The 13,543-nt window shown below is 62.6% G+C and carries 14 protein-coding genes; 6 read left to right on the plus strand and 8 right to left on the minus strand.

All coding sequences use genetic code 11. The features are described 5' to 3' along the window. Nucleotides 1–35: 35 nt before the first annotated feature. Both ubiB and ubiE read right to left on the minus strand, forming a co-directional pair. Nucleotides 36–1,610 (minus strand): 2-polyprenylphenol 6-hydroxylase, encoded by a 1,575-nt coding sequence (ubiB, locus tag EUU22_RS17655; protein ID WP_129333303.1) that lies wholly within the window; start codon nt 1,608–1,610, stop codon nt 36–38. A gap of 62 nt (nt 1,611–1,672) precedes the next feature. Continuing rightward, on the minus strand, nt 1,673–2,449 hold the full coding sequence (gene ubiE / locus EUU22_RS17660; RefSeq protein WP_129333304.1) for a bifunctional demethylmenaquinone methyltransferase/2-methoxy-6-polyprenyl-1,4-benzoquinol methylase UbiE: 777 nt from the start codon (nt 2,447–2,449) through the stop codon (nt 1,673–1,675). Nucleotides 2,450–2,596: 147 nt separating this feature from the next. Here ubiE and mutM point away from each other — a divergent pair, with 147 nt between their 5' ends. The 5 genes from mutM to EUU22_RS17685 all read left to right on the plus strand — a co-directional run bounded on the left by mutM (nt 2,597) and on the right by EUU22_RS17685 (nt 7,781). After that, on the plus strand, nt 2,597–3,487 hold the full coding sequence (gene mutM / locus EUU22_RS17665; protein WP_129333305.1) for a bifunctional DNA-formamidopyrimidine glycosylase/DNA-(apurinic or apyrimidinic site) lyase: 891 nt from the start codon (nt 2,597–2,599) through the stop codon (nt 3,485–3,487). A gap of 17 nt (nt 3,488–3,504) precedes the next feature. Next, complete coding sequence (locus EUU22_RS17670) at nt 3,505–4,278, plus strand: enoyl-CoA hydratase (protein WP_129333306.1); 774 nt, start codon at nt 3,505–3,507, stop codon at nt 4,276–4,278. A gap of 196 nt (nt 4,279–4,474) precedes the next feature. Continuing rightward, nucleotides 4,475–4,741: a 30S ribosomal protein S20 gene (gene rpsT, locus EUU22_RS17675; protein WP_112685733.1), complete on the plus strand. Its 267-nt coding sequence runs from the start codon at nt 4,475–4,477 to the stop codon at nt 4,739–4,741. An 835-nt stretch (nt 4,742–5,576) separates the two neighbouring features. Beyond that, nucleotides 5,577–7,133 (plus strand): chromosomal replication initiator protein DnaA, encoded by a 1,557-nt coding sequence (gene dnaA, locus EUU22_RS17680; protein WP_129333307.1) that lies wholly within the window; start codon nt 5,577–5,579, stop codon nt 7,131–7,133. 57 nt (nt 7,134–7,190) lie between these two features. Continuing rightward, nucleotides 7,191–7,781, plus strand: coding sequence for a class I SAM-dependent methyltransferase (locus tag EUU22_RS17685; protein ID WP_129333308.1), 591 nt, complete (start codon nt 7,191–7,193; stop codon nt 7,779–7,781). Here the strand turns inward: EUU22_RS17685 and gcvA are convergent. Further along, nucleotides 7,757–8,653, minus strand: a complete 897-nt coding sequence (gcvA, locus tag EUU22_RS17690; RefSeq protein WP_129333309.1) for a transcriptional regulator GcvA — start codon at nt 8,651–8,653, stop codon at nt 7,757–7,759. The genes EUU22_RS17685 and gcvA overlap by 25 nt on opposite strands. Nucleotides 8,654–8,847: 194 nt before the next feature. On the opposite strand from gcvA, the gene EUU22_RS17695 reads away from it, so the two are divergent. After that, nucleotides 8,848–9,771 carry a DMT family transporter gene (locus tag EUU22_RS17695; RefSeq protein ID WP_129333310.1) on the plus strand — a complete coding sequence of 308 codons (924 nt, stop codon included), beginning with the start codon at nt 8,848–8,850 and terminating at the stop codon, nt 9,769–9,771. Nucleotides 9,772–9,776: 5 nt separating this feature from the next. Here the strand turns inward: EUU22_RS17695 and EUU22_RS17700 are convergent, their stop codons facing one another. Genes EUU22_RS17700 through rph form a run of 5 tightly spaced genes read right to left on the minus strand, consistent with a single transcriptional unit; the run spans nt 9,777 to nt 13,539 of the window. Next, the gene (locus EUU22_RS17700; protein WP_129333311.1) at nt 9,777–10,514 is read right to left on the minus strand and encodes a class I SAM-dependent methyltransferase; all 738 of its coding nucleotides are present in this window, start codon (nt 10,512–10,514) and stop codon (nt 9,777–9,779) included. Between the two features lie 19 nt (nt 10,515–10,533). After that, a complete protein-coding gene (hemW, locus tag EUU22_RS17705; protein WP_129333312.1) occupies nt 10,534–11,715 on the minus strand; it encodes a radical SAM family heme chaperone HemW in 1,182 nt (393 codons plus the stop codon). A gap of 7 nt (nt 11,716–11,722) precedes the next feature. Beyond that, nucleotides 11,723–12,367, minus strand: coding sequence for an RdgB/HAM1 family non-canonical purine NTP pyrophosphatase (gene rdgB, locus EUU22_RS17710; RefSeq protein WP_129333313.1), 645 nt, complete (start codon nt 12,365–12,367; stop codon nt 11,723–11,725). Nucleotides 12,368–12,377: 10 nt separating this feature from the next. Next, nucleotides 12,378–12,794 (minus strand): VOC family protein, encoded by a 417-nt coding sequence (locus EUU22_RS17715; RefSeq protein WP_129333314.1) that lies wholly within the window; start codon nt 12,792–12,794, stop codon nt 12,378–12,380. Nucleotides 12,795–12,822: 28 nt separating this feature from the next. Further along, the gene (gene rph, locus EUU22_RS17720) at nt 12,823–13,539 is read right to left on the minus strand and encodes a ribonuclease PH (RefSeq protein ID WP_129333315.1); all 717 of its coding nucleotides are present in this window, start codon (nt 13,537–13,539) and stop codon (nt 12,823–12,825) included. Nucleotides 13,540–13,543 lie beyond the last annotated feature (4 nt).

A 13,543-nucleotide genomic window follows, 5' to 3' on the forward strand; every position in this document is an offset into this window, starting at 1 on the left:
TCGCGCACCCGCCCGCCGTCGGTCTCGGCGCCGGATCAGTTGATCTGGACGGCGATGTAGACGAGCGACGCGGCAATGATCCAGAGCGCTAGTCGGCCGAGCCGGCCGTGGCGCGCCTCGGCACGCCCGATCGCGTCCGTGGTTTCCCGGTCGAGGCGCAGGCCGTTTTCGCTCATTGCCATCAGTTCGGCATGGAATTTCTCGGTCTTCACCGCGATCTCCGGGATCGCTTCGGCGAGCCGGACGGCCGCGTGCAATCCGTCCTTCAGGTCGGAGACGATCCTCTTCGGGCCGAGATTGTCGCGAATCCAGCCGGAGACGACCGGCTCCGAGGCCTTCCACATGTTGAACTGCGGATTGAGCATGCGTGCCACGCCCTCGACCACCACCATAGTCTTCTGCAGCATGACGAGCTCGGGGCGGGTCGCCATGTCGAAGAGCTCGGTGACCTCGAAGAGCAGCGTCAGCAGCCGTCCCATCGAAATGGTTTCGGCCGGCTGGCCGTGGATCGGCTCTCCGATGGCGCGGATCGCTTGGGCGAAGCTCGCGACATTGTGGTGGGAGGGTACGTAGCCGGCTTCGAAATGCACCTCCGCGACGCGCAGATAATCGCGGGTGATGAAGCCGTAGAGGATCTCCGCCAGGAAGCGTCGCTCCTTCTTGCCGAGCCGACCGGCGATCCCGAGATCGACAGCGACGATCATGCCGCTTTCGTCGACGAACAGATTGCCGGGATGCATGTCGGCATGGAAGAAGCCGTCGCGCAGCGTGTGGCGCAGGAAAGACTGGATCAACGTGTCGGCAAGCGCGTTGAGGTCGTAGCCCGCAGCCCTGAGTGCCTCGACGTCGGACATTTTGATGCCATCGATCCACTCCATGGTGACGACGTCACGCCCGGTGCGTTCCCAGTCGACGGCGGGGACCCGGAAACCCGGATCCTTCTTCGTATTCTCGGCCAGCTCGGACAGGGCGGCGGCTTCGAGCCGGAGGTCCATCTCGACCTTGGTGGTTTGCTCGAGCGTCCGCGTCACTTCGACCGGCCTCAGCCGTCGCATATGCGGAAGGAAACGCTCCTGCAGGCGCGAGACGATGTACATCGCCTCGAGGTCGGCTGCGAAACGCCGGCGAACACCGGGACGGATGACCTTGATCGCGACCTTCCTGCGGCCCTGACCGGTCTCGACCTCACCGAGGTGGACCTGTGCGATCGAGGCGGCAGCGATCGGTTCATCGAAGGAGGCGTATAGTTCGCCGACGGGACGTCCGAGCGACTCGCGGATGGAATTCTTGGCGGCTTCGGTCGGGAAGAAGTCCATCCGATCCTGCAGGCCGGAAAGGTCTTCCGCGATCTCCGCGCCGACGACGTCGGGGCGGGTGGCGAGGAACTGGCCGATCTTCACGTAGGATGGGCCGAGGCGGGCCACCGCCTTCGACAGACGATCCGAGCGTCGTTCGCGCATCGCGCGCTTGCGGGCGAGCAGCCCGGCGGCCGACTGGGCGAAGACGAGCATCGGAGGCAGGCCTTCGGAGGGCAGGGCGGATATCACACCCTCGCGCACCAGAACCCAGCCGACCCGCGCTAGGCGGAAATATGCGCCGATCGTGCTCATCGTGCGTTGTCAGCCTCAAGGGCCCGGCCGCGGAGGGACTTCATGGAGAATGCCCTCATAGGTCAGAGCTTCCAGCCGGAATGCAGCGCGGCGATGCCACCGGTGTAGTTGGTGAAGGTGACGCGCGAAAAGCCGGCCTTCGAGATCATTGCGGCGAAATCGCGCTGGTTGGGGAACTTGCGGATCGATTCCACCAGATACTGGTAGGGCTCGGCGTCGCCGGTGATCATTCGCCCGAAATGCGGAATCGCCTTGAACGACCACTCGTCATAGAACCGGTCGAGCAGCGGCATGTCGACCTCCGAAAACTCGAGCACGAGCAGACGCCCGCCACGTTTCAGCACGCGATGGGCTTCCTTCAGCGCAACGTCGATATGCGGCACATTCCGGATGCCGAAAGCGATGGTATAGGCATCGAAACTGTTGTCCTCGAAGGGCAGTTCTTCGGCATTCGCCTCCACGAAGGTGACATTGTCGGAAAGCCCCTTTTTCGCCGCCCGTTCGGCACCGACGGCGAGCATGGAGCCGTTGATGTCGAGAACGGTCGCGTGCGCGAGACGGTCGGAGGCCTCGATGATGCGGAAGGCGATGTCCCCGGTCCCGCCCGCAACATCCAGAACCTTGTAAGCCGGATCCTTTCGCGGGTTGAGCGCCGCCACCATGGCGTTCTTCCAGACCCGGTGGAGGCCGGCGGACATGACGTCGTTCATGATGTCGTAGCGTTTGGCCACCTTGTGGAAGACGTCGTTGACGAGCCCTTGCTTTTCGCCCTCCTGCACATCGCGGAAGCCATACGATGTCGCCATGCCGCCTTCAGCGGTCGTGCGGGTTTCAGCCATGTGCTCGCTCCATTGTCCTTTATGGCCGGGTGACCATAGCGAAATCGTCCAAGGCACGCTATCTGTCTCGCCGGTACCGGCTGCGACACCTTCGCGCTGGTCTATAGACCACAAGAAGCGTGGTTGAAACAGAAAGATGGGCCAGTAATGCCGGAATTGCCAGAGGTGGAGACGGTCAGAAGAGGGCTCGCGCCAGCAATGGAGGGCTCGCGCATCGGGCGCCTGGAATTGCGCCGTGCCGATCTTCGCTTTCCGTTTCCTCCGGGCTTTGCCGAGCGAGTTTCGGGAACGCGGATTGTCGGAATCGGTCGACGGGCGAAATACCTGCTGATCGACCTCGACAGCAATGAGACGGTCGTTGCGCATCTCGGCATGTCCGGCTCTTTCAGGATCGAGCAGGAGACAGAAAACGAACTGCCGGGCACCTTTCACCACGCCCGTTCCAAGGACGAGAAGCACGATCACGTCATCTTCCACCTCGAACGGGCTGGGGGTTCCATGCGCGTCATATATAATGACCCGCGACGCTTCGGCTTCATGGATCTCCTGCCGCGCGTCGATCTCGACAATTATCCGGCGCTTCGTCAGCTCGGGCCCGAGCCGGTCGGCAACGCTCTCGACGCGGAAGGTTTGGCCGTGCGTTTTGCCGGGCGCAGCCAGCCGCTCAAGGCGGCGCTGCTCGACCAGAGCAATATCGCCGGGCTCGGCAACATCTACGTCTGTGAAGCGCTCTGGCGCGCCGGGCTTTCACCGAAGAAGCCCGCCGGTGCAACGGTCACGCCGACCGGACGGCCGAAGAGGGAGCTTTTCGAGCTCGTCGATGCCATCCGCGCGGTCATTGCCGATGCAATCGCGGCCGGAGGCTCCTCGCTGCGTGACCACATCCGCACGGACGGAACGCTCGGCTATTTCCAGCATACGTTCCGCGTCTATGACCGCGAAGGTCATGCTTGCGCGAACCCCGAATGCGACGGTACCGTGGCGCGCATCGTTCAGTCCGGCCGCTCGACATTCTTTTGCAGCCGTTGCCAGAAATGACCAAGGGAGAGATTGGAATGACTTATGAGACGCTGCTCGTGGAGGTTCGCGGTCGTGTGGCGATCGTCACGCTCAACCGGCCGCAGGCGCTGAACGCGCTCAATTCGACGGTGATGGAAGAACTGCGCGAGGCGCTCGCGGGCTTCCAGAAGAACAGTGATGTCGGTGCGGTCGTCCTCACCGGCTCGGAGAAGGCCTTCGCGGCCGGCGCCGACATCAAGGAAATGCAGTCTCTCGACTTTGTCGACGCCTATCTCGGCGACTTCATCAGCGGGTGGGAAGATGTCGCGGGCTTTCGCAAGCCGATGATCGCCGCGGTCTCCGGCTTCGCCCTCGGTGGTGGTTGCGAGCTTGCTATGATGTGCGACTTCATCATCGCGTCGTCTACGGCGAAGTTCGGCCAGCCCGAGATCACGCTCGGCGTCATACCCGGCATGGGCGGTTCGCAGCGTCTGACCCGGGCGGTCGGCAAGGCGAAGGCCATGGATCTCTGCCTGAGCGGCCGCATGATGGACGCTGCCGAAGCCGAACGCTCGGGGCTCGTGGCGCGCGTCGTCGAGCCGGAACGGTTGCTGGAAGAGGCGATTGCCGCGGCTGTAAAGATCGCGGCCTTTTCAGCGCCTGCAGTGCTGATGGCGAAGGAAAGTGTCAACCGCGCCTTCGAGCTGACGCTGGCCGAGGGTTTGCGTTTCGAACGGCGTCTTTTCCATTCACTTTTCGCGACGGAAGATCAGAAGGAGGGCATGGCGGCCTTCACGGAAAAGCGCAAGGCGGCGTTCAGGAACCGTTGAGGGCAAAAGCAGGCGGTTCCGGGTGGTCTCGGCGAAATTGCGCGTTGACGCCGCTCCGCTTTCCCGCTATATGCCCGCCCACAGTTAGGAAAGCTTCTGGCTTTTCCGCGATTGCTCCCGAATTGCTGAAAGCGTAGGTCGCAAGGACCCGATGCGGCGATGGCGGAGTTTGGTTAGAATTCGAAGAGAGGCATCCATGGCCAATACCACTTCGGCGAAGAAGGCGACCCGCAAGATCGCTCGCCGTACTGCAGTCAACAAGGCTCGCCGTTCGCGGGTTCGTGGTTTCATTCGTAAGGTCGAAGAGGCCATCGCTACCGGCGACGTCGCAGTAGCGCGTGAAGCTCTCAAGGCCGCCCAGCCCGAGCTGCATCGTGCGGCGACCAAGGGTGTCCTCCATGCCAATACCGCATCGCGCAAGATCTCGCGTCTTGCCCAGCGCGTTAAGGCACTGGCCGTCTAATTTAAGACACAAAATCGCCACTTTTCGTCAAGCTCGGCTGCCCAGCCGGGCTTTTCGTGTTTTCTTTCATATCGTTGTCACCGGTCCGTCATATTGACAACCGCATGTCACTATGGTGACAAGAAAAAATGTTCAAAAACAACGAATTAGCGGAGGTGCCATGGCGCGCTTCCTCTTCACTTAACGGCAGGCGGCACCAGTTTCGAGTCAAGCGAATTTTTATTTTTTTTGTCGCGGGGGGCGGCGGCGGACCGTCATTTTTGAATCCCCTTGATTCAACAGCGATTCTTTTTCCCCTAATTGTGGCGGGCAAAAATCGGGTCGGGAGTCAATGGTTCGAACTTAATTTTGGGTAAAATTCACTGTTGATCTTGGCTTTTGATCCTGCCTAAATGGCTCCCAACGAGAGGCACGGAGTTGACCTCGGGGACGATCTGCAACTGCTGGTCAGGTGTTGAAACGTCCCGGTGGCTTTCGTAGCGGGATGGTTCTGATCCCGTTTTTTCATCCAGTGTTTGGCCCTTCATCGCAATCTGCTCGGATTGCGACGGGGTGAGTTTGCGCACAGTTTCAGGGGCTGGCGAAAGCAGTAGGGGGTAGGCGAAGGCGCGGCCGAATGTCCGTTTCGAGGGTGGGCGATCGGCGAGTTTGATGAATGGAATAGGGGGACTGGCCTTGGGCCGTCACGACAGGGTGCCTGATCCGCTTGGCATGGGATCCGGCCTCGTTTTTCGTGAGGTGTGCTGTTTTCTTGCGAGAGGCACCACGGGCAGTCAAAGGCAGCTGGGCGGGAAATTGCACTGTTCGGCGAAGGTAATTTTTGGAAGGCGGCAAAATGCAAATTAATTCACTGACGGCCGGTGCAGCGGTTGACGGGGACCATGCACGGGAGACGACGGGTATTGTTCGTTCCGGAGCGACGGAGGACTCGTCTGTGGCGACGCATGATGTGTTGTTCGAGCGTTTCAGCGCCAGGCTGAAGGCTCAGGTCGGGCCGGATGTCTATGCGAGTTGGTTCGGCCGCCTGAAGCTGCATTCAGCTTCGAAGAGCGTCCTGCGCCTGTCGGTTCCCACGACTTTTCTCAAGTCCTGGATCAACAATCGCTATCTGGACCTGATCACGAATATCATCCAGCAGGAGGATGCGAGCATCCTGAAGGTGGAGATCGTCGTGCGCAGTGCGAGCCGCAGTGTGCGCCCGCAGGTGTCGGACGAACAACACAAGCCGGTTTCCGAAACTGTTCCGTCAGCCGCCGTTCGCAAGCCCTCCGCATCGCAGCAGATCGGGCAGGTTGCCGCGCACCAGGGTGCTGCGCCCCGCTCGGCGCCGCCCGGACCGCTCTTTGGTTCGCCGCTGGACTCTCGTTTTACGTTCGACGGCTTCATTGAAGGCGCGTCGAACCGTGTTGCGCTCGCGGCGGCCAAGACCATTGCCGAGGCCGGCGCCGGTGCCGTTCGCTTCAATCCGCTCTTCATTCATTCCTCGGTCGGCCTCGGCAAGACCCATCTCCTGCAAGCCGTTGCCAATGCCGCGATCCAGAGCCCGCGGGCGCCGCGCGTGGTTTATCTGACGGCCGAATATTTCATGTGGCGTTTCGCGACTGCCATCCGCGACAACGACGCGCTGACGCTGAAGGATTCGCTGCGTAACATCGACCTGCTCATCATCGACGACATGCAGTTCCTGCAGGGAAAGATGATCCAGCACGAGTTCTGCCATCTCCTCAACACCTTGCTCGACAGCGCCAAACAGGTTGTCGTGGCCGCCGATCGCGCGCCTTGGGAACTAGAGTCGCTTGACCCGCGTGTCCGATCGCGTCTGCAGGGCGGAGTGGCGATCGAGATGGAGGCGCCCGACTTCGAAATGCGTTTTGCCATGCTGAAGAGGCGGCTGGAAGCTGCGCAGAAGGACGATGGTTCGCTCGACATTCCGGTCGAAATCCTCGCTCACGTGGCGCGCAGCGTCGCAAGCAGCGGTCGTGATCTCGAAGGCGCCTTCAATCAGCTCATCTTCCGTCGTTCGTTCGAGCCGAACCTGTCGGTCGATCGCGTGGACGAACTGCTCGCCCATCTGGTCGGAGCCGGAGAACAGAAGCGGGTTCGCATCGAGGATATCCAGCGGGTCGTCGCTCGCCACTACAACGTCTCACGTCAGGAGCTGGTCTCGAACCGCCGCACGCGGATGATCGTCAAGCCCCGGCAGATCGCCATGTATCTGTCGAAGACGCTGACGCCTCGCTCTTTCCCGGAGATCGGCCGCCGCTTCGGCGGACGCGACCACACTACAGTGCTGCATGCGGTCCGGAAGATCGAGGAATTGATCGGCGCGGACACCAAGCTCAGTCACGAGATCGAGCTTCTCAAGCGGTTGATCAATGAGAACAATGCGTGATGCAAGGCCGGCGGAGACGCCGGCCTTTCGCTTTCTGAGACAGCCGTAGGAGACACGATGCCCCGCGATCCGTCGCTCGCCTTCTACGAAACGAATGCAGCCTCCTATGCAGGACGTTCGCGATCTGTGCCGCACGCCAGGCTCGGCGCCTTTCTGGGCGGACTGACGTCAGGCGCCCGCATTCTGGAGCTCGGCTGTGGTGCCGGCGACGACACTGCAGCCATGCTTGCGCGCGGGTTCGACGTGGTGCCGACCGACGGCTCGGCGGCCATGGCGTTCCAGGCCGAGACGCGGCTTCGCCGTCCCGTGCGGGTCATGCGCTTCTCGGAGCTCGATGAGACCGGTCTCTATGACGGCATTTGGGCCAATGCCTGTCTCTTGCACGTGCCGCTGGCGGAGCTGCCGCCGGTACTTGGAAAGATCCGCCGTGCCCTGCGTCCGGCGGGACTGTTCTATGCAAGCTTCAAGGCAGGGCAGGGTGAAGGCTACGACCGGTTCGGCCGCTACTACAACCGGCCGACGCCGGAGTGGCTCACGCGACAATACAAGGCGCAAGGGTTTGCCGAACCGGTTATCGAAAGCGCGGAAGGCGGCGGCTATGACGGCGTGGCGACGGAATGGCTTCACGTGCGCGCAAGGCCGGCCTGAGCGAGAATCCAGGCACGAACCCGGCGCACTGCCGCCCGCTCCAGCGCTTCGGGAGGATAAACGACGTAGTAGGCAAAGCGGCTTTTCAGCGATTGGGGAAATGGCGTGACCAGCCGTCCCGCATCCAGATCCTGTTCGGCAAAGCCGCGGCGTACCAGCGCAAAGCCGAGGCCCGCGCGGGCAGCTTCCAGGGCGCCGTTGCTGTCCGCAGCGATGACGACACCCTTGCGCCAGTCAACCTCGGGGGCATTCGCCTCCTCGAGCCAGAGGCGCCAGTCGTTCCGGTCGACGTCATGGATCAGCTTCTCCCCCGTAAGGCCGGCGGGCAAAGGCGAATGCCCGAGGGATGCTGCTTGTGCCGGACTTGCCACCACGATGAAATCGTCGTCGATCAGGCGGTCGGAGAGAAGTCCCGGATAGCTGCCGAGCCCGTGACGGATGCCGAGGTCCACCCGATCCCTGACAAAGTCGACGAGGCGGGCGGTCGTGCCGATCCTGAGGTCGATATCCGGATTGTCTTCCAGGAACTGGTCGAGCCGCGGCATCAGCCACTGCAGGGCAAAGCCGGTTGTACAACTCAGCGTCACGATGTCCGGCCTCTGTCGCGAGCGCACGGCATGTGTCGCTTCGCGCATGAGGCGAAATGCGGAACGGAGCGAAAGAAAATACTCTGCGCCCGCCTCGGTCAGTGCCAGTTGGCGTGGATGCCTCTCGAAAAGCGTAAGTCCAAGCGAGGCCTCCAGCTCCCGCACTTGCAGGCTGATGGCCCCCGGCGTCACGCCTAATTCCTCGCTTGCACGCTTCATGCTGAGATGACGCGCGGCAGCCTCGAAGGCTCGAAGCGCCGATAAGGACGGCAGTATCTCGCTCATGGTTTAGAAAAACTCGTCCATTCTGCAAGAACTTCTCGTTTGAAAGCGGCAAAGTCAAGTCGCTACAAATGTTTGAAGTACAGAGGACCAAGAGCGATCACAAACGGACGATCTGAGCTTGACGCAACCAACGGCAGGAAACGGGTGGAATGGTAGCCGGTGGTCGGCGACATTGTCCGAAAAGGAGAGATGCGATGGCTCAAAAGGAAATGGCGGCGGCGGAATGGTTGATGCTTCTCGGGCTTTCCCTGCTCTGGGGCGGATCCTTTCTCTTCAACGGCATTCTGGTCAAGGTCTGGCCACCGCTCACCATCGTCACGGCTCGGGTGTTGCTGGCAGCGATCACGCTCTGGATCATTATCCGGCTGTCGGGGATGGCCGTGCCGAGGAGCCGTGAAGTCTGGCTTTCCTTTCTCGGCATGGGACTTCTGAACAATGCCATTCCGTTCACGCTGATCGTGTGGGGGCAGACCCACATCGCAAGCGGGCTCGCGGCGATCCTCAACGCGACGACGCCGCTCTTCGGGGTCGTCGTTGCACATGTGTTGACCGAAGACGAGAAGCTGACGGCAAACCGCGTGGCGGGACTATTGATCGGGCTCGCCGGCGTGGTGATCATGATCGGGCCGTCGGTGCTCGGAGAGGTCGGTGGCGATGCCTGGGGTGAACTCGCGGTTCTCGGTGCTGCGCTGAGTTACGCTTTTGCCAGCGTTTACGGCCGTCGCTTCCGCCGCATGGGGTTGCCGCCACTCCTGCCCGCCGCCGGCCAGGTCACGGCCTCGTCCCTGCTGCTGTTGCCGATGGCGCTCTTCGTTGATCGCCCCTTCGCCCTGCCGCTCCCTGGACCAGAGACCTGGATCGCGCTGTTGGGCCTTGCCGTCGTCTCGACGGCGCTCGCCTACATCCTCTTCTTCCGGATCCTTGCGACGGCGGGCGCGACGAATATCATGCTGGTCACAATCCTCATCCCGCCGAGCGCGATCCTCCTGAGCGCGCTGGTGCTCGGCGAGCACCTCGCCCCGCGGCACTTCGTCGGAATGCTGGCGATCGGGCTCGGCCTTCTCGCCATCGACGGGAGATTGTGGCGCCGGCTGGCGACCCGTGCCTCTCGTGGCTAAAGTCCTCAGCGGCTTGCGATGGCGATGATTTCGGAGCTCTGCGGGGTAAGTGGGGAACGCTTCCAATCCCCATACCAGTCGACGGTACGGAAGCCGGCGTCATCGAGAAGCCGAGCAATGGTGGCCCGGCCCGGAAAGCGCAGAGTACTTGCGCTCGTTCGCCGTTCTCCCGTCTCGATAAGTGTGAAGACCGTGTCGAAAGTGACGTGTTCTGCTTCGACTTGCTGTACTCGGTAATAGACCTCGACGGGACCGAGGTCTGGAACGTCCGCTCTTGCCCGAGTGAGTGGCTCGGTCCACCGCTCCCACTCGCGTACGAGCGGATTGCGGCTCTCGAAGGCGAGGCGGCCGCCGGGCGCGAGATGCTTGTACGCGGAGGCGAGCACTGCGCTCGCTTCCGGGTCATCGAGAAAGACCTGGAAGACGTGCCCGGTCATGATGACGAGATCGAATTCCCGATCGAGCGTAAAGCCCATGGCGCTTCCGGAAACCCACTCGACGATGCGATCAGTATCCTTGGCTCTCGCGACCGCCAGCATACCCGGAGCCGGGTCGAGCCCGGTCACCGCATGCCCGCGCCGGGCAAGGGCAAGCGTCAACGAGCCGGTACCACAACCGAGATCGAGAATGCGGCAAGGACTGCCGGCAAGTCGGAGATAGAATTCGCGATCGGGGCCGTCGCCGTTGAAGCTGTCGTAGAGGATTGCCATGTCGTGTCGGGAAAAGGCGTCGTCGACGGGCACTGACATCCTCCCTTTTTTGCTAGCAGGCGAGATCGGCGACGACGGCATCGAGGATGAGCATCCCCTTCGGTGTGCAACGCAGCCTGGAATTGCCGAGCCGTTCGATGAAGCCGTGCTCCAGTAAAGTCTGCTCGCGCGCCGGGTCGGGGTCGCGGCCGGAGAGTTGCTGCCAGCGGGCGAGGTCGACGCCTTCCCGAAGGCGGAGGCCCATCAGCAGCAGTTCGTCGGCCTGCTCGTCGGTGCCGAGAATTTCCTGGTCCACCATTCCGTGGCCATCGCGCTCGACGGCTGCAAGCCAGCCTTCGGGGTTACGTTCGGTCGCGGTGGCAAGCTTCTCCCGTCCCCGCGACAGGCGGCCATGGGCGCCGGGACCGATTCCTGCATAGTCACCGTAGCGCCAGTAGGTGAGGTTGTGGCGGCTTTCGGCGCCCGGCCGGGCGTGGTTCGAGACCTCGTAGGCCGGTAGTCCAGCCTCGGCCGTTATCTCCTGCGTCGCCTCGTAGAGATCGGCGGAAAGATCGCCGTCCGGCACTACGAGTTTGCCGGCCTTGTGCAGACCAAAGAAGGGGGTGCCTTCCTCGATCGTCAGCTGGTAGAGCGACAGGTGGTCGACCGCATAGGAGATCGCCTGCCGCAATTCCGGTTCCCACGTCTCCACGGTCTGGCCGGGACGGGCGTAGATCAGATCGAAGGACATCCGCGGGAAGATCTCGCGCGCGAGCCTGATCGCCTTCAGCGCGTCCGCCACGTCGTGCAAACGTCCGAGAAATTTCAGATCCCTGTCGTTGAGCGCCTGGACTCCGAGAGAGACGCGATTGACGCCCGCCGAACGATAGCCGCGGAACCGTGTCGCCTCGACGCTCGAAGGATTGGCCTCCATGGTAATTTCGATGCCGTCCGGCACATGCCATTGGCGAGCGATCCCCTCGAGGATCGCCGAGACGGTCGCCGGCTCCATGAGGGAGGGCGTGCCGCCGCCGAGGAAGATGCTCGTGACGGTCTTCGGACCGCTGAGGCGGCGCATCGTCTCCATTTCCCGCAGGAAGGCCGCGACGAAGCGCGGCTGGTCCACGGGTTGGTGGCGTACATGGCTGTTGAAGTCGCAGTAAGGGCACTTCGCCGCGCAGAACGGCCAGTGGACATAGACACCGAAGCCGGGTTCGCCCGTATCGGGAAGAAGGAACGGTGTGGCGTCCGACATACCGGCGTCAGGCCTCCAGGCAGGTTTCGACGAAGAGCTTGAAGGCGCGGGCGCGATGCGACAATGCGGTCGCCTGTCCGGGCTTCCAGCCGTGTTTCTCCTGTGCCGTCATCTCGCCGAAGGTTCGCTGGTGTCCCGCCGGCTGGAAAACCGGATCATACCCGAAACCCGACGTGCCGCGCGGCGGCCAGACGACGGTGCCTTCGACCTCGCCGCGAAAGGTTTCCGTGTGGCCGTCAGGCCAGGCGAGGCAGAGCACGCTGACGAAGCGTGCCTTACGCTCTTCCGGCACGGCCGCGCCGCGGTCCTGCAGGGCCTTTTCGACCTTCTCCATCGCCATTTGGAAATCGCGAGTGCCATCGTCGCGTTCCGCCCAGTTGGCGGTGTAGACACCGGGAGCACCGTCCAGGGCGTCGATCACCAGACCGGAATCATCGGAAAGGGCCGGCATACCCGAAGCCTTCGCCGAGGCGAGCGCCTTGATGGCTGCGTTCTCCTCAAAGGTGGTTCCGGTCTCCTCCGGTTCTTCGAACTTCAGGTCGGCCGCCGATCTCGCGGAGAACCCGAGCGGGCCGATGAGATCGGCAATCTCGGCGATCTTGCCGGCGTTGTGACTGGCAACGACGATGGTCTTGGTTTCGAGTTTGCGCATACGGCAGGTCCTATTCGAGATTCCAGAGCCGGGGCTCCGCACATTCCAGGCTGTTTCCGGCCGGATCGCGGAAATAGATCGATCGGGCGCCGTTCGGCCAGTGAAAATCGGCCTCGATCGCGACGCCGGCGGCCCGCAGACGGGCAACGACCGCATCCAGCTTCTCGCGCGAGACCCGGAAGCAAGCGTGCCCCGGGCCGGTCGCGCCATGCGGCGGCACGGGCAGAGCGTCGGCAGGCGCCGGATGCGCGGTCGCCAAAGGATCGAAGATCAGCAGGATACCTGCGCCGCAACGGAAGAAGACGTGTCGTCCTTTTTGCCGGATCACGACGTCGAGGCCGAGGATACCGCCGTAGAACGCCTCGGCGGCCTCGAGGTCGGAGGCATAGAGCGCCGTTTCCAGAATGCCTTCGAGCTCGCTCGACATGATCTGCTCCCGCGTCTTGCGGCTGCGATCAGAGGATCGCTTGCTTCTGCAGGGTCACCAGTTCACCGATGCCGGCGCGTGCAAGCCGCATCAGCGTCAGGAACTCGTCCTCGGTGAAGGGGGTGCCCTCCGCCGTTCCCTGGATTTCGACGATCGCGCCGCTTCCCGTCATCACGAAATTGGCGTCGGTCTCCGCCGCCGAGTCTTCGAGATAGTCGAGATCAATGACCGGCTGGGTTGCAAAGACGCCACAGGAAATCGCAGCGACATGGTCCTTCAGCACCCTGTCGAGCTTGACCATGTTGCGCGCTTCCATCCACTTCAGGCAATCGTGCAGCGCAACCCAGCCGCCGGTGATGGACGCCGTGCGCGTACCGCCGTCCGCCTGGATGACATCGCAGTCGATGGTGATCTGGCGTTCGCCGAGTGCTTCGAGGTCAATGACGGCGCGCAGCGAACGGCCGATCAACCGCTGGATTTCCTGGGTTCGTCCACCCTGCTTGCCGGCCGCCGCCTCTCGCTTCATGCGCTCTCCGGTGGCCCGTGGCAGCATGCCGTATTCGGCGGTGACCCAGCCCTTGCCGCTGTTGCGCAGCCATGGCGGCGTCTTGTCCTCGAGGCTCGCCGTGCAAAGCACGTGAGTGTCCCCGAACTTCACGAGACAGGAACCTTCCGCGTGCTTCGAGAAATTGCGCTCGAACGAGATCTTGCGCATCTGGTCGGTTTTTCTGCCTGACGGCCGCATTGGC

It is taken from the genome of Ciceribacter ferrooxidans (assembly GCF_004137355.1).
Lineage (GTDB): Bacteria > Pseudomonadota > Alphaproteobacteria > Rhizobiales > Rhizobiaceae > Allorhizobium > Allorhizobium ferrooxidans.